At 71.7% G+C, this 15,135-nt stretch carries 14 protein-coding genes and 3 tRNA genes; 8 read left to right on the forward strand and 9 right to left on the reverse strand.

From position 1 onward, the window contains the following. Positions 1–26 precede the first annotated feature (26 nt). From RFN52_RS19150 to purS, 6 genes are all read right to left on the reverse strand, one after another. Positions 27–824: a maleylpyruvate isomerase family mycothiol-dependent enzyme gene (locus RFN52_RS19150; RefSeq protein ID WP_184847834.1), complete on the reverse strand. Its 798-nt coding sequence runs from the start codon at positions 822–824 to the stop codon at positions 27–29. Positions 825–834: 10 nt separating this feature from the next. After that, positions 835–1,665 (reverse strand): M23 family metallopeptidase, encoded by an 831-nt coding sequence (locus tag RFN52_RS19155; protein ID WP_184847835.1) that lies wholly within the window; start codon positions 1,663–1,665, stop codon positions 835–837. Between the two features lie 23 nt (positions 1,666–1,688). Then, complete coding sequence (locus tag RFN52_RS19160) at positions 1,689–2,189, reverse strand: ArsR/SmtB family transcription factor (RefSeq protein WP_184853954.1); 501 nt, start codon at positions 2,187–2,189, stop codon at positions 1,689–1,691. Between the two features lie 134 nt (positions 2,190–2,323). Next, complete coding sequence (purL, locus tag RFN52_RS19165; protein ID WP_184847836.1) at positions 2,324–4,582, reverse strand: phosphoribosylformylglycinamidine synthase subunit PurL; 2,259 nt, start codon at positions 4,580–4,582, stop codon at positions 2,324–2,326. Further along, positions 4,579–5,259, reverse strand: a complete 681-nt coding sequence (gene purQ / locus RFN52_RS19170; protein ID WP_184847837.1) for a phosphoribosylformylglycinamidine synthase subunit PurQ — start codon at positions 5,257–5,259, stop codon at positions 4,579–4,581. Before purQ ends, purL begins: the two co-directional genes overlap by 4 nt. After that, the gene (gene purS / locus RFN52_RS19175; RefSeq protein ID WP_033314267.1) at positions 5,256–5,519 is read right to left on the reverse strand and encodes a phosphoribosylformylglycinamidine synthase subunit PurS; all 264 of its coding nucleotides are present in this window, start codon (positions 5,517–5,519) and stop codon (positions 5,256–5,258) included. Before purS ends, purQ begins: the two co-directional genes overlap by 4 nt. 267 nt (positions 5,520–5,786) lie before the next feature. On the opposite strand from purS, the gene RFN52_RS19180 reads away from it, so the two are divergent. The 8 genes from RFN52_RS19180 (at position 5,787) to RFN52_RS19215 (ending at position 10,388) form a co-directional block, all read left to right on the forward strand. Continuing rightward, positions 5,787–6,104, forward strand: coding sequence for a histone-like nucleoid-structuring protein Lsr2 (locus tag RFN52_RS19180; protein ID WP_062931517.1), 318 nt, complete (start codon positions 5,787–5,789; stop codon positions 6,102–6,104). A 134-nt stretch (positions 6,105–6,238) separates the two neighbouring features. Continuing rightward, positions 6,239–6,310: transfer RNA gene (locus RFN52_RS19185), tRNA-Gly, on the forward strand. 81 nt (positions 6,311–6,391) lie between these two features. After that, positions 6,392–6,464 (forward strand) — tRNA-Gly (locus RFN52_RS19190). A 131-nt stretch (positions 6,465–6,595) separates the two neighbouring features. Next, complete coding sequence (locus tag RFN52_RS19195) at positions 6,596–7,567, forward strand: ABC transporter ATP-binding protein (RefSeq protein ID WP_184847838.1); 972 nt, start codon at positions 6,596–6,598, stop codon at positions 7,565–7,567. After that, positions 7,564–8,367, forward strand: coding sequence for an ABC transporter permease (locus RFN52_RS19200; RefSeq protein WP_184847839.1), 804 nt, complete (start codon positions 7,564–7,566; stop codon positions 8,365–8,367). Before RFN52_RS19195 ends, RFN52_RS19200 begins: the two co-directional genes overlap by 4 nt. Before the next feature lie 22 nt (positions 8,368–8,389). Then, positions 8,390–9,673 carry a sensor histidine kinase gene (locus RFN52_RS19205; protein WP_184847840.1) on the forward strand — a complete coding sequence of 428 codons (1,284 nt, stop codon included), beginning with the start codon at positions 8,390–8,392 and terminating at the stop codon, positions 9,671–9,673. Then, positions 9,670–10,290: a response regulator transcription factor gene (locus tag RFN52_RS19210; RefSeq protein WP_184567772.1), complete on the forward strand. Its 621-nt coding sequence runs from the start codon at positions 9,670–9,672 to the stop codon at positions 10,288–10,290. The genes RFN52_RS19205 and RFN52_RS19210 overlap by 4 nt, the downstream gene beginning before the upstream one ends. A 22-nt stretch (positions 10,291–10,312) precedes the next feature. Continuing rightward, positions 10,313–10,388, forward strand: a tRNA-Gly gene (locus RFN52_RS19215). A 45-nt stretch (positions 10,389–10,433) separates the two neighbouring features. Here the strand turns inward: RFN52_RS19215 and RFN52_RS19220 are convergent. The 3 genes from RFN52_RS19220 to RFN52_RS19230 all read right to left on the reverse strand — a co-directional run bounded on the left by RFN52_RS19220 (position 10,434) and on the right by RFN52_RS19230 (position 14,918). Then, a complete protein-coding gene (locus tag RFN52_RS19220; RefSeq protein WP_184847841.1) occupies positions 10,434–11,333 on the reverse strand; it encodes a phosphoribosylaminoimidazolesuccinocarboxamide synthase in 900 nt (299 codons plus the stop codon). A 69-nt stretch (positions 11,334–11,402) separates the two neighbouring features. Then, positions 11,403–12,878 carry a N,N-dimethylformamidase beta subunit family domain-containing protein gene (locus RFN52_RS19225; RefSeq protein WP_184847842.1) on the reverse strand — a complete coding sequence of 492 codons (1,476 nt, stop codon included), beginning with the start codon at positions 12,876–12,878 and terminating at the stop codon, positions 11,403–11,405. A 228-nt stretch (positions 12,879–13,106) separates the two neighbouring features. Continuing rightward, the gene (locus RFN52_RS19230; RefSeq protein ID WP_184847843.1) at positions 13,107–14,918 is read right to left on the reverse strand and encodes a hypothetical protein; all 1,812 of its coding nucleotides are present in this window, start codon (positions 14,916–14,918) and stop codon (positions 13,107–13,109) included. Positions 14,919–15,135: the final 217 nt, after the last annotated feature.

Genomic DNA, 15,135 nt, shown 5'->3' on the forward strand with positions numbered 1-15,135 from the left:
GGACGACCTGGGGGGATCGGTTCCCCTTATTTCATCAGGGGCAGGTAGACCGACAGGTCGGCCCGCTCGCCGCTCGCGCTGACCTTGGCGTCCTGGAGTGCCTGCGCCCATTGCGTCCGCCCTGTCGCCAGCCGGATCCAGGTGAGCGGGTCGGTCTCGACGACGTTCGGCGGGGTGCCCCGGGTGTGCCGCGGCCCCTCCACGCACTGCACCACCGCGTACGGCGGCACCCTCACCTCCGTCGAACCGCCGGGTGCCTTCGCGGCGAGCGCGTCGGCCAGCAGCCGGGTGCAGGCGGCCAGGGCCTGCCGGTCGCAGGGGATGTCCAGGCCGGGGACGGCGGCGTTGAGGTCGTCGGTGTGGACGACGAGTTCGACGGTGCGGGTGACGAGGTAGTCGGCGAGGGGCAGGGCGCCGGCGCTGGTGGCGAGCAGCCGGGTGCCGGGGTGGGCGGCGAGGTCGGCGCAGAAGCGCTCCTCGACGGCCGCGAGGTGGGCGGCCGGGTCGGGGTGCCTCCCGGCCAGCTCGCGGGCGTGGGCGGCGATGTCCGGGGCGTCGGCCACGATCGCGGCGGGCCAGTCGAGCAGCGTGCCGTCCTGCTTGGCCGGCTCCGGCAGGCCGGTCAGCCGGGACACCGCCGCGAGGCTCATCCCGACGTGGGCCACCAGGTCCCGGACGGTCCAGTCCCCCAGCCGGGTGGGCAGGGCGAGCTGCTCGGGGGTGAGTCCGGCGGCAGCGGTCCGTACGTTCCCGAACTGGGCGAGCACCGCCGTGCGGATCTTGGCGGGGTCGTAGCTGCGGGTGCGCTTCTTGGCCGGTGGCATGAGGGTCAGCCTAGGTGGGGGCTGTGACAGACGGAGGCGCCTCGAAGGTCTCCCCGTTCCGGGGCACGCCGATGCCCCGCCAGGTGAAGGGCACGCCCCGGGCCGCGTCCGGGTCCGGGCCGTCCATGAGCTGAAAGTGCAGGTGCGGCTCGGAGGAGTTGCCGGAGTTGCCGCAGCGGGCGAGTACCTGCCCGGCCCGCACCCGGTCGCCCGCGCCGACGGTGAGGGAGCCGCGCCGGAGATGGGCGTAGGCGGCGTAGGTGTCGTTGCCGAGGTCGAGGACGAGGTGGTTGCCGAGGATGCGCCGGACGCCGGCGACCTCTCGCACCATTCCTTCGGGAAGCATCAGGTACAGCAGCCCCGGCAGGGAGGTGCGGCTGAGGTGGTCGCGCTGCCGGTCTTCGGCTCGTACGACCGTGGCCTCGGCGACGGCAAGGACGGGGGCGCCGTACGCCGGGAAGTCCTGGGGGTGGCGGGCGAGCGGCCACAGCCACCGGAAGGCCGGGCGGGCACCCGGCTCGGGCTCGGCCAGGATGTCGATGGCGAAGGTCTGGCCGTAGCTGTGGACGCCGTGGCTCGGGGTCCGGTCGGCCGGGCTGTTCAGCGCGGACCAGCGGCCGGTGACGGGCGCGGCGACCTCGACGGGTGCGCGGGCCGCGTCCGCCGTGTCCGGGGCGCCGCCCCACCGGTTCACCAGGAGGATGACGGCGTAGGCCAGGACCACCGGCAGGAAGTACCAGGGGAAGCCGACCAGTCCGAAGAAGAGGTCGGCTGCCACCAGGCCGAAGAAGACCAGCCACAGAGCGCGGTAGGTCACCATGCCGAGCTTGCGCGCGGACATTCCGTCCCCCGGTTCCGTCGGTTTCACGGGCGGGCCGTCGCCAGTGCCACCAGGAGCGGTACGACCCGCCCGGGTGGCACCTCGTGGCGGCCCCGGCCGGTCGTGTGGAGCCAGCCCGTGGCGGTGAGCTGGCGCAGGTGGTGGTAGATCTGGCCGGTCGTGCCGACCTCGTCCAGCTCGGCGAGTTCGGTGGCGGTGCGCCGGCCGCCGAGGATCTCGCGGAGCAGGCGGATCCGGACCGGGTGGCCGAGCGCCGCGAACGACTCGGCGGCCGTCGTCCAGTCGCCCTCCAGCAGGTCTTCCGTGAGGGTGGTCATCTGCCAGGAGTACTCCTCGCCCGTCGGCAGGCCCACGGAACCGGTGTAGAGGACACCGCCGTCGGCCACCCCCGCCTCGGACAGCTGCTCCCTCAGCCCGTTCAGAGCCCAGAAGTCGCCCCCGTCGATGCGGGGGTCGGCCAGCCGGGCGCCTTCGAGGGCCATCAGACGGCGTTCGAGGTTCGTGACGCGCTGCTCCAGGCCCATTCCTCGCTCCTCCATATCCATTCTTCGATTTTACGGAACTACGTAATCACACACAAGAGCCCGGGCGCACGCATCCGCCCGGGCACAGCGAAGCCCCCGCCCGGCGGACCGGGCGGGGGCTTCGGAGCGGTTGCCTACTTCAGCAGTGCCGGGATCGTGCCCTCGTGCGTCTCGCGCAGCTCGGACAGGGTGAGCGCGAACTCGCCCTGGACGTCCACGGTGTCGCCGTCGACGACACCGATGCGGGTGACCGGCAGGCCCCGCGCACCGCACATGTCGTTGAAGCGGACCTCTTCGGAGCGCGGCACGGCCACGACCGCGCGGCCCGCCGACTCGGAGAAGAGGAAGGTGAAGGCGTCCAGACCGTCCGGGACGATCAGGCGGGCGCCCTTCTCCCCCAGCAGCGCCGACTCGACAACCGCCTGGATCAGACCGCCGTCGGACAGGTCGTGAGCGGAGTCGATCATGCCGTCGCGGGACGCGGAGATCAGGATCTCGGCGAGCAGCCGCTCGCGCTCCAGGTCGACCTTGGGCGGCAGGCCGCCGAGGTGGTCGTGCACGACCTGCGACCAGGCCGAGCCGCCGAACTCCTCACGCGTGTCGCCGAGGAGGTAGAGCAGCTGCCCCTCCTCCTGGAAGGCGACCGGCGTGCGGCGGGCCACGTCGTCGATGACGCCGAGGACCGCGACGACCGGGGTCGGGTGGATGGCGGCCTCGCCCGTCTGGTTGTAGAGCGAGACGTTGCCGCCGGTCACCGGGGTGCCGAGCTGCAGGCAGCCGTCCGCCAGACCGCGCACGGCCTCCGCGAACTGCCACATCACCGCCGGGTCCTCGGGCGAACCGAAGTTCAGGCAGTCGGAGACGGCGAGCGGCTTGGCGCCGGTGGTGGCGACGTTGCGGTACGCCTCCGCCAGGGCCAGCTGGGCGCCGTGATACGGGTCGAGCTTGGCGTACCGGCCGTTGCCGTCCGTGGCGATGGCCACGCCGAGGCCGGTCTCCTCGTCGATCCGGATCATGCCGGAGTCCTCGGGCTGGGCGAGGACGGTGTTGCCCTGCACGAAGTGGTCGTACTGGCTGGTGATCCAGGACTTGGAGGCCTGGTTCGGGGAGCCGACCAGCTTCAGGACCTGGTCCTTCAGCTCCTCGGACGTCTCCGGCCGGGGCAGCTTGTTCGCGTCGTCGGCCTGGAGCTCGTCCTGCCAGGACGGGCGGGCGTAGGGGCGCTCGTAGACCGGGCCCTCGTGCGCGACCGTGCGCGGGTCGACGTCGACGATCTTGCCGCCGTGCCAGTAGATCTCCAGGCGGTCGCCGTCGGTCACCTCACCGATGACGGTGGCGATGACGTCCCACTTCTCGCAGATCTCCAGGAAGCGGTCGACCTTCTCCGGCTCGACGACCGCGCACATGCGTTCCTGCGACTCGCTCATGAGGATCTCCTCGGGCGAGAGCGTGGAGTCGCGCAGCGGGACGTCGTCCAGGGTGACGCGCATGCCGCCGGAGCCGTTGGAGGCCAGCTCGGAGGTGGCGCAGGACAGGCCCGCCGCGCCGAGGTCCTGGATGCCGACGACCAGCTTCTCGGCGAAGGCCTCCAGGGTGCACTCGATGAGGAGCTTCTCCTGGAAGGGGTCGCCGACCTGGACGGCCGGGCGCTTGCTCGGCTTGGCGTCGTCGAAGGTCTCGGAGGCCAGGATCGAGGCGCCGCCGATGCCGTCGCCACCGGTCCGGGCCCCGTAGAGGATGACCTTGTTGCCCGCGCCGGAGGCCTTCGCGAGGTGGATGTCCTCGTGCCGCATGACGCCGATGGCACCGGCGTTGACCAGCGGGTTGCCCTGGTAGCAGGCGTCGAAGACGACCTCGCCGCCGATGTTGGGCAGGCCCAGGCAGTTGCCGTAGCCGCCGATGCCCGCGACGACGCCCGGCAGGACGCGCTTGGTGTCGGGGTGGTCGGCGGCGCCGAAGCGCAGCGGGTCGACGACCGCGACCGGGCGGGCGCCCATGGCGATGATGTCGCGGACGATGCCGCCGACGCCGGTGGCCGCGCCCTGGTAGGGCTCCACGTAGGAGGGGTGGTTGTGCGACTCCACCTTGAAGGTGACCGCGTAGCCCTGGCCGACGTCGACGACACCGGCGTTCTCGCCGATGCCCACGAGCATCGCGTCGGACTCGGGGGCCTTCTCGCCGAACTGGCGCAGGTGCACCTTGCTGCTCTTGTACGAGCAGTGCTCCGACCACATCACCGAGTACATGGCGAGCTCGGCCCCGGTGGGCCGGCGGCCGAGGATCTCCACGACCCGCTCGTACTCGTCCTTCTTCAGGCCCAGTTCGGCCCAGGGCAGCTCGACGTCGGGGGTCGCGGCCGCGTGCTCGACCGTGTCCAGAGGCGTCCGGCTCATGCGTTGACCAGCTTCTTGAGGATCGAGGTGAAGAACGGGAGGCCGTCGGTACGACCCGTACCGATCAGCGGCTCGACGGCGTGCTCGGGGTGCGGCATGAGACCGACCACGTTCCCGGCCTCGTTGGTGACGCCGGCGATGTCCCGCTGGGAGCCGTTCGGGTTGAAGTCGAGGTACCGGAAGGCGACACGGCCCTCGGCCTCCAGCTTGTCGAGCGTGTACGCGTCGGCGACGTACTGCCCGTCGTTGTTCTTCAGCGGGATGTGGATCTCCTGGCCGGCCGTGTAGTCGGTGGTCCAGGAGGTCTCGGCGTTCTCCACGCGCAGCTTCTGGTCGCGGCAGATGAAGTGCAGGTGGTCGTTGCGCAGCATCGTGCCCGGCAGCAGATGGGCCTCGGTGAGGATCTGGAAGCCGTTGCAGATGCCGAGCACCGGCAGACCGGCCTTCGCCTGCTCCAGCAGGGGCTCCATCACCGGCGAGAAACGGGCGATGGCCCCGGCGCGCAGATAGTCGCCGTAGGAGAAACCACCGCACAGCACCACGGCGTCGACCTGCTTGAGGTCTTTGTCCTTGTGCCACAGGGCGACCGGTTCGGCGCCCGCGACCCGGATCGCGCGCTGGGTGTCACGGTCGTCCAGACTGCCGGGAAAAGTGACGACGCCAATACGAGCGGTCACTTCACGGCCTCCGCGACTTCCTCGACGCGGATCGTGAAGTCCTCGATCACGGTGTTCGCGAGGAAGGACTCCGCAAGATCATGAATGCGGGCGAGGGCGGCCTCGTCGACCGGCCCGTCAACTTCCAGTTCGAAACGCTTTCCCTGGCGGACGTCCGAGATCCCGTCGAAACCCAGCCGCGGCAGTGCGCGCTGCACCGCCTGGCCCTGGGGGTCGAGGATCTCCGGCTTGAGCATGACGTCGACTACGACGCGTGCCACTGGCACTCCCGGTGTGTGGTGCTGAGCAGGTTCCTTCAGACTACCCGGACAAAATTTCTACGCGCGTTGACTTGTAGGAAACTACGTGACCGCCATCACGATCCGGCATCGACGGGCCCACGCACGAAATTTTCAGGAAAGATTCCGGATCGACACCCGGCACCCATTGCCTTCTGACACGCGGAAGGATTTAGTCGGGCTTCACAATGCATTGCCAGGCACTGTACAAATGAATTGGCAAAGTGCCGCATGAAGGGACCGATATTCGTGGCGCAGAAGGTCGTGGTCACTCTCTTTGACGACATCGACGGCTCGGAAGCGACGGAAACGATCGCCTTCGGACTGGACGGCAAGTCGTACGAGATCGACCTGAGCGAAGTCAACGCCGGAGAACTGCGGCAGGCGCTCGCGCCCTACGTGGAGGCCGGCCGCAAGCGGTCCCGCTCGGGCAAGGCCTACCGGCAGACGGAGGTCGCCCCCGACCCGTCGGCCGTGCGCGCCTGGGCCCAGGCCAACAAGATGGAGGTCCCCGCGCGCGGGCGCATCCCCAAGAGGGTCTACGAGGCGTTCACCGCCGCGCAGTGACGGCCCGCCGAGCCCGGCCCCACGGCCGGCCACCCGCCCCTCGCGGCAACCGACTTGCGCAGCCCCGGGGCTGATCAGCTAGAGTCTGGAGCACGCCGAGGGGCGAGGCCGAAAGGCCCAGCTCACGGAAACATGCGGGTGTAGTTCAGTAGTAGAACATCCCCCTTCCAGGGGGAAGGCGCAGTGTGCGATTCCTGTCACCCGCTCTGCATCGCCGTACCGGCCACTGTCGTGGATCAGGTAGGCTGGTGCCCGCACCGGTCAGTGAAAGCTGATCGGGAGCACATGCGGACGTAGCTCAGTTGGTAGAGCGCAACCTTGCCAAGGTTGAGGTCGCGAGTTCGAACCTCGTCGTCCGCTCGGGAATGAAGACCCCGGTCCATCAGGACCGGGGTCTTCTTCGTGTTCCCGAGCGTTCGTCTGACATTTGTCATGCCGAATGATGACACCGCGCACTGCTTCCGGGCCCGCACGGCCGGGACGCTTGAATCATGGAAACCAACGGACACGAACACGTGATTGAGGTCACTGACCTGCGACGTGTGTACGGGGGCGGGTTCGAGGCGGTACGCGGAATCAGCTTTTCCGTCCGACGCGGGGAGGTCTTCGCGCTGCTCGGCACCAACGGCGCGGGCAAGACCTCCACCGTCGAACTCCTGGAGGGACTCGCCACACCTGCCGGCGGACGGGTACGGGTCCTCGGGCACGACCCGTACACCGAACGGGCCGCCGTACGGCCCCGCACCGGCGTGATGCTCCAGGAAGGCGGCTTCCCCTCCGAGCTCACCGTCGCGGAGACCGCGCGGATGTGGGCGGGATGCGTGAGCGGCGCACGGCCCCCCGCGGAGGTGCTGGCGCTGGTCGGCCTGGAGACGAAGGCCGGCACCCGGGTCAAGCAGCTCTCCGGCGGCCAGCGGCGCCGCCTCGACCTGGCGCTCGCCCTGCTCGGCGATCCCGAGGTGCTCTTCCTCGACGAACCGACCACCGGGCTGGACGCCGAAGGCCGCCGGGCCACCTGGGAGTTGGTGAGCGCGCTGCGCGACGGCGGGACGACGGTGCTGCTGACCACGCACTACCTGGAGGAGGCCGAGCACCTCGCCGACCGGCTCGCGATCATGCACGACGGCCGGATCGCCACCACCGGGACACCGGCCGAGGTGACCGCCGCGGAACCTTCGCGGATCTCCTTCGAACTGCCAGACGGCTACTTCGTCGGCGACCTCCCGCCGCTCGGCGAGCTGGGCGTGGCCGGGCACGAGACCGACGGCCGGATCGTCCGGCTCCGCACCCGCGAACTGCAGCGGACGGCCACCGAGCTGCTGGTGTGGGCCGCGCAGGCCGGAGTGGAGCTGCGCCGCCTGGACGTGCGCTCGGCCTCCCTGGAGGAGGCGTTCCTCGGGATCGCCAAGAACGTCTCGGCGGAGCAGGCCACGGGAATGACGACGAAGGAGTACGCGGCATGAGCGCCACACGGACGACGCCCCGGCCGGCCACGGCGACGACGACCCCGCTGAGCCGGATGGCCGCTCTCGCCCGCGCCGAACTGGTCCTGCTGGGGCGGACCAGGGGCGCGCTCGTCGCCGCGCTGTTCGTGCCGCTGGTGATGCCGGTCAGCGTGCGGTCGGCGGCGGAGGAGATGGACCTCGCCGGGGCGGGGCTGAGCACCGGCACGCTGGTACTGCCCGCCGCGGTCGGCTTCTCCCTGCTGTTCGCCGTCTACTCGGTGCTCGTCGGCGTGTTCGTCGTCCGGCGTGAGGAGCTGGTTCTCAAGCGGCTGCGCACCGGTGAGCTGCGGGACGCCGAGATCCTGACCGGCTCCGCCCTGCCGGCCGTCCTGACCGGTCTGGCGCAGTGTCTGCTGCTGACGGTGGGCTGCGTCGCCCTGCTGGACCTGACCGCGCCGTCGGCGCCCCATCTGGTCGTGCTCGGCCTGCTGTTGGGGCTCGTGATGTGCTCCGCCCTCGCCGCGGCCACCGCGAGTTTCACCCGGACCGGCGAGAGCGCCCAGGCCACGCCCATGCCGCTGCTGCTGGTCTCGATGATCGGCTCCGGCATGTTCGTACCGCTGGAGCTGCTGCCGGACCGGGTGGCCTCCTTCTGCGAGCTGCTGCCGCTGACGCCCGTCGTCACGCTGGTGCGCGGCGGCTGGGCCGGGAATCTCTCCGGGTACGAGGCGCTGGGCGCTCTCGCGACCGCGATGGCCTGGATCCTCATCGCGGTGTTTGCTGTACGGCGGTGGTTCCGCTGGGAACCGCGGCGCTGACCGGAGGGGGAGTGACGGGCCGATGCGCACGCCGGGCAGGTGGTGGCGGCACAAGAGCACGCCGGAGAAGGTCGAGACGTACACGCGGTGGTCGTTCCACTTCTTCGCGGTGATGGAGTTCTTCTCCGTCGGGGTCACGTCCGTGGCCCCGCTCGGTGCACGGCTGGGCAGTGCCGTGATGCTGGTGGTGGCCGTGCACGCCGGTCTCTGCTTCGTGACCGTCTCCCGGGCGATCGACTGGACACGAGGCCGCAGGCCCCAGCCCACCGGGCTGCTGTGGACACTGGCCTCCGTCACCGCCACCATCGCCGTCGTCGCGCTCGGCATCGCCGAGCACGGGCCCCGGGGCGAGGACGTCGACACCGCCGCCGGTGGCGTCTTCGGCGTGATCCTGATCTTCGGTCCCGGCATCATCGCGCTCGGCGTCCGCGACCGGCGGCGCGCGTTCGCCATCGCGGGCGGCTTCGCGGCAGGCGCCTGGACCGTGGCGTTCGCGCTCGGCGCCCCCCTGCTCACGGCGCTTCTCACGGCACTGATCGTGCTGACCGGCGGCGTGTTCATCGCTTTCACGGCGGTCTTCTCGATCTGGCTGCTGAACGCCGTCTACCAACTCGACGAGGCCCGAGAGACCCGGATCCGGCTCGCCGTCGCCGAGGAGCGGCTGAGGTTCGGGCGGGATCTGCACGACGTCATGGGGCGCAACCTGGCCGTGATCGCCCTCAAGAGCGAGCTGGCCGTGCAGCTGGCCCAGCGGGGGCGGCCGGAGGCCGTGACACAGATGGTCGAGGTGCAGCGGCTCGCGCAGGAGTCGCAGCGCGAGGTGCGGGAGGTCGTGCGCGGCTACCGGGAAGCCGACCTCGGCTCGGAACTCACCGGTGCGCAAGGGGTGCTGGCGGCGGCCGGCATCGACTGCACGGTCGGCGGGGCACCGGTGGCCGGGCTGCCGGGCGCGGTGCAGTCCGCCCTGGGGTGGGTGGTGCGGGAGGCCGCGACGAACGTCCTGCGGCATGGGGACGCACGGCGGTGTGCGGTGCGGTTGCAGGTGCTGGAGGGGCGTGTGGTGTTGTCCGTGGAGAACGACGGGGTGAGCGAGGCGGGGAAGGAGCCCGGGGCCGGACCGCCCGGTTCGGGGCTCGCCGGGCTGCGGGAACGCCTGGCGGAGATCGAGGGGACGCTGGAGGCCGGCCCGGCGGGGCGCGGGCTGTTCCGGCTGACGGCGGAGATCCCGCTGCCGGCACCGTCCGCCCCTCCCGGCGCCGCCCCGGCCGTCGTCGCATCGCGCCCTGTGAGTGAGGTCACCTCGTGACGGCCGTGGAACCCATCCGGCTCCTGCTCGCCGATGACGAGCACCTCATCCGCGGGGCGCTCGCCGCGCTGCTGTCGCTGGAGGACGACCTGGTCGTCGTCGCCGAAGCGGCCACCGGGCCCGAGGCGATGGCGATGGCCCGGGCACACAAGCCCGATGTCGCCGTGCTGGACCTCCAGATGCCCGGGGCCGACGGTGTGAAGGTCGCCACATCGCTGCGGGCCGAACTGCCCGGCTGCCGGGTCCTCATCGTCACCAGTCACGGGCGGCCCGGCCACCTGAAGCGGGCGCTGGCGGCGGGGGTGCGGGGCTTCGTGCCCAAGACCGTGAGCGCGCAGCGGCTTGCCGAGCTCATCCGTACGGTGCACGCCGGGAACCGGTACGTCGACCCGGAGTTGGCCGCCGACGCGATCGCCGCCGGGGACTCGCCGCTGACCGCGCGGGAGGCCGAGGTCCTGGAACTGGCCGCCGACGGGGCGCCCGTCGCGGAGATCGCCGAGCGGGCCGCGCTGTCGCAGGGGACCGTACGGAACTATCTGTCGTCGGCGGTGTCGAAGCTCGGTGCGGAGAACCGGCATGCGGCCGTGCGGCTCGCGCGGGAGCGAGGTTGGGTATAGTGGTTCTCGCGCCACGGCGCATGCGAACGTAGCTCAGTTGGTAGAGCGCAACCTTGCCAAGGTTGAGGTCGCGAGTTCGAACCTCGTCGTTCGCTCCAAGGCCCCCCGGTTCCGGCCGGGGGGCTTCTTCGTGCGCTACTTCCTCACGCCCAGCTCGTGCCGGTCAGGCGCTCGTACGCCTCGACGTACTTGGCGCGGGTGGCGTCGACGACCTGCTGCGGCAGGGCGGGCGGGGGCTGCTCGCTCTTGCGGTCCCAGCCCGACTCCGGCGAGGTCAGCCAGTCCCGGACGAACTGCTTGTCGTACGACGGCTGCGCACGGCCCGGCTGCCACTGGTCGGCCGGCCAGAAGCGGGAGGAGTCCGCGGTGAGGACCTCGTCCGCGAGGACCAGGTCGTCGCCGTCGAAGCCGAACTCGAACTTGGTGTCCGCGAGGATGATGCCCCGCTCGCGGGCGATGTCGCGGCCCCGGGAGTAGACGGCGAGGGTCGCCTGGCGCAGCCGGGCCGCGGTGTCCGCGCCGACCTGGCGGGCGACCTCCTCGTAGGAGACGTTCTCGTCGTGCTCGCCGACGGCGGCCTTGGTGGCGGGGGTGAAGATCGGGGCGGGCAGTTCACTGCCGTCGGTCAGGCCCTCCGGCAGGGCGAGGCCGCAGACCGTGCGGGTCTCGTCGTACTCGGCGAGGCCCGAGCCGGTGAGGTAGCCGCGGGCCACGCACTCCACGGGCACCATCTGCAGCGACTTGCAGATCAGGGTGCGACCCGCCCAGTCGGCGGGGGCGCCCGCGGGCAGTTCCGTGCTCAGGACGTGGTTCGGGACGAGGTCGGCGAGCCGGTCGAACCACCACAGGGAGAGCTGGGTGAGGATCCGGCCCTTGTCGGGGATCTCGGTCGGCAGCACCCAGTCGTAGGCGGACATGCGGTCGCTGGCGACCATCACGAGGTCGCCCGCCTCGTTGCGGTACAGCTCGCGCACCTTGCCGGTGTGCAGATGTACCAGGCCCGGAACCTGGATCGGCTCGGGCTTTTCGACGAATCCGGACACGGTGCCTCCCCGTGGTTCTGTCCAAGTGGCTCGATTCTCCCGTATCCGGGCCTGATCACGGACAGTGGGTCAGTCGCGTTTGCAGATGCGGTCCAGGAGATTGGCGGTGGCTCGCTGGATGCGCGGGTCGACGTGGCCGGGGCGGTCCAGGGCCGGGGACCAGGCGAACGTTCCTGCCGCGAAGACCCAGGCGCCGGAGGGGGCGCGGTAGAGGGACGTCTCCTGGTGGCGGAGGACGCCCTCCTTGTCGTTATACGGGGAGTGGGCGAGCAGCATGCGCTCCTCGTGCTCGGGCAGCTGGGTGCGCGGGAAGTAGCGGTCGGCCTCGCCCGCCACCAGGTTCTCGATCTCGTCGCCCTCGTGCGCCCCGGTCGCCTCCCACAGCCAGTGCCCGGCGTTACGCACGATCAGCGGGTGCGGCTCGGGGACGGGCCCGCCGTACTGGATGCCCAGGAGCTGCTGCTCCGCCCGGTCGATCTCCCGCCACAGCACCGGCTTGCCCGGGCCCCGGCGCTTGCGGCAGGTCAGCAGCCGGTCGGGGACGCCGGACGGGGAGGGGCCGAGCTCCACCTGCCAGTACATGGAGTTGGCGGAGAGGAAGACCAGCGAGGTGCCGGCGTCGCGGGCCAGCTCCACGGCGCGGCGCATGTCCGCCGACCAGTACTCGTCGTGGCCCGGGAAGACCAGTCCCCGGTAGCGGGCCGGGTCGACGCGGCCCGCGTGCAGGTCTACGGCGCCGGCGTAGGCGACGTCGTAGCCGTAGCGCTCGGCCCAGCGGATGAAGTCGTAGGCGTGACCGACGTGGAGGGGCAGGCCTGCGCCCGCGTACGGGCGGTCGAAGGAGACCGTCGTGGCGGCCCCGGACTCGCCGAGCAGCCGGCCCTTCTCGTCCCAGGCGTGGTAGAGGCTGGCGCCGGTGCGGCCGTCCTCCGGGTAGAGGTTGTAGGCCTGCCAGGTGACGTCGGGCAGCACGAGCAGCAGGTCGGCGGGCTGGTCGTGGCGGACGGTGAAGGGGACGTGCGAGCGGTAGCCGTCGGCGGTGGTGAGGACGGCGACGTACGCGCCGACGTTCCAGTACGACGGGACCTGGAGCCGCCAGGACAGCCACCAGTGGTGGCAGGAGACCGTGCGGTCCGCGGTGAGCGGCGCGGGCTGGACGATGCCGGACAGGCGCGGGCTCGTGGTGATCTTCGCGGCGCCGTCACCGCCGTAGTGGCCGATGCGGTAGATGTCGACGGCGAACTGCTGGGGCGGGTCGACGGTGATGTGGAAGTCGATGGCCTCGCCGGGCGCGACCGCGCCGGTGGAGGTGAAGCCCTTGATCTGACGGTGGACGTCGTCGGCCGCGCGGGGGCCGCCCGAGCGGCTGCCCTTCTTCGACGGGTGGGGGGCGTCCTGGTCCACGTACCAGGGGACGACCTGGCCCGAGTCGTCGAAGTACGTCACGTTGCCGCGCAGCCACGGAACGGGGCCCTGCCCGAAGGGATCCGTCACGGCGTGCGCCAGCGCTCCCGACTCCCAGCGGCGGATCTGCTCCGAACCCATGGTTGCTTCCCCTCCCCTTGCCCCCGTGGTGGTGCCTGCCGGTGTGCTGTGTGCCGGTGTGGTGTGTGCGGTGTTCTGCGGTGGGTGCGATGCCTTCGTGCCTATGTGCTTGTCGTATGTCGCAAGCCCTTGCCCTGTGCGCGAACGGTCCCAGCACATCACATAACGCGCGCACTTCGTCACTGTTCGTTTTGAATTGGCCAGAACCGGAAGTGAGTGCTCCGGTGGTCAGCCGAGACGGACGGGCTTCTCCGGGCGTATGCCGAGCTGGGAGAGCCAGACCCGCAGGGGCGTGGCGTCGCCGTCCTCGATGAGGGTGAGGACCTTGGGTGCCAGATCGGCCGTGCGCTCGCCGTCGATCAGGAGGGTCGGGCCGTCCAGCCAGTCCAGGCCGGGGGTCGCGCCGGCAGTGTCCATCGCGGCGCAGCAGACCATCGCGGTGAGGTGGTCGGCGAGCAGCTCCCTGGCCGTGCGCGGGGGCTGGAGGGGGAACAGGGGCAGAGCCCGGTCGTCCCAGAGCGCCGCGGCGTCGGAGGCAGGGGCCGGCGAGGCGGGCGACGGGGCCGCCGGGGAGGGGGCGGCCTCCTCACGGGCCAGTTCCGCGCTGAGCCGGGCGGCGAGCGTAGCGCTGGGGGCCGTCGTACCGGAGAGGTCCTCGTCGTCGAGGGGGTCCGGTGCGCCGGGGGCCTGGGGCGGGGTGGTGTCCGGCCCCGAGGCGGCCGGGACTCCTGCGGGGCTGTCGGCCGGGGTGGTCCCAGCCGCCGTCCGTGCGGTGCCCGGGTCCGCCAGGTGGTCGAGGACGCGGGACAGGGTGGGGGCGCCGGTCGCGGGGGCCGCGGGGCCGGGGGCGGGGCGCACGCCCATGGTGTCCAGGACGCGGTGCAGCCGGGCCGCGTCGAGGCGCCACTTGCGGTCGACGACCTCGTCCGGATACTCGCTCCAGTCCACCGGCGACCAGTCGGGCCCCGATCCGGCCGGGCCGCCGTGGAAGAGGAGGGAGGCGGCCTCGTCGACCGTGCCCGGCTCCTCCAGCAGGTCGCAGGCGGGCCGCTCGCCGAGCCGGGACGCGAAACCCTCCGCCAGGCGGTCGCGCCGCGACAGCTCCGTGAGCGCCGCGACCACACCGGCGTCCAGCCGGGACGGCCAGCGGCCCATCCGCCAGGCGGGCAGCGCGACCCGGGTCAGCAGCCGGTCCCAGCCCGCGTACGCCAGGCCCACCTGCTCCTGGGCGACGATCCGCAGCCCGTAATCCACAGCCTGTGCACGCTCCGCGGCCGCGGCGGCCACGCCCCGCTCCATCTCGGCGGCATGAACGCGGCAACTGCGCAGCAGCAGCCGGGCGACCCAGCCGACCCCGGCGAGCACCGCCCGCGAGACCGGCTCGCGGCGGGCCGCCGAGGCCACAGCCACCGCGGCGTCCAGGCCCCGGACGAAGCGCCGGGCGGCGGCTATGTCCGGATGGGCCGAGGGGCCCGTACCGGCGATGACCGGGGCGAGGACCGCGCGCAGCTCGCCGACCCGCATCCACCACAGGAACGGGGAGCCGATGACGAGGACCGGCGCGACGGGGTGCCGGCGGTGTGCCTGCTTGCCCGCTCCCGCTATGTCGTGGTGCTTCTCGGCCGGGGGCGGGCCGTGAGCCGGGTGCGTGCGGTCCTCCAGCCAGCTGTCGCAGTCCGGGGTGAGCGCTATCGCCGAGGGCGCGGGGACGTCGAGACGATCGGCGAGGTCGCGCACCATCCGGTACAGGTCGGGAGCCGCCTCCTCGGTGACCGGGACGGTCGGGCTCATGGCGGGCCGGGCCCGGGCGACGACCAGGGCGACCCCGGCGGCGGAGAGCAGCACGAGGACCGCGAACGGCGTCAGCACCCAGCGGGCCGTGTCCCAGACAGGGCCCTCCAGACGGTCGCCGGCGGCGCCCGCGAGCAGGATCACGGCGACGGCGGCCGGCAGCAGGGCGACGGCCAGGGCACGGCTGCGGATGCGCAGCACGGCCAGTGCCCGTGCCCGCGCGGCCTGCGCGCCTGCTTCCACACCCATTCCGGTCACTACCGACCTCACGCCCTCCCCGTTGACCTGATGCTGCCCTTGCTCACTCCCCCACTGTGGCACCCGCCACTGACATCGCAATGCCGGTGGGCCAAGTGCCGGAACGCTTGCGCCGCACCCTAGTTGGGGCTTCGGCCCCCGTCAGCCGGATAGGGCATCGGTCACTCGATGGAATGGCTTTGGGGAGAGGTGGATGACGGAAAGCGAG

Origin of the sequence: Streptomyces collinus, from assembly GCF_031348265.1 — a bacterium.
GTDB lineage: Bacteria > Actinomycetota > Actinomycetes > Streptomycetales > Streptomycetaceae > Streptomyces > Streptomyces collinus.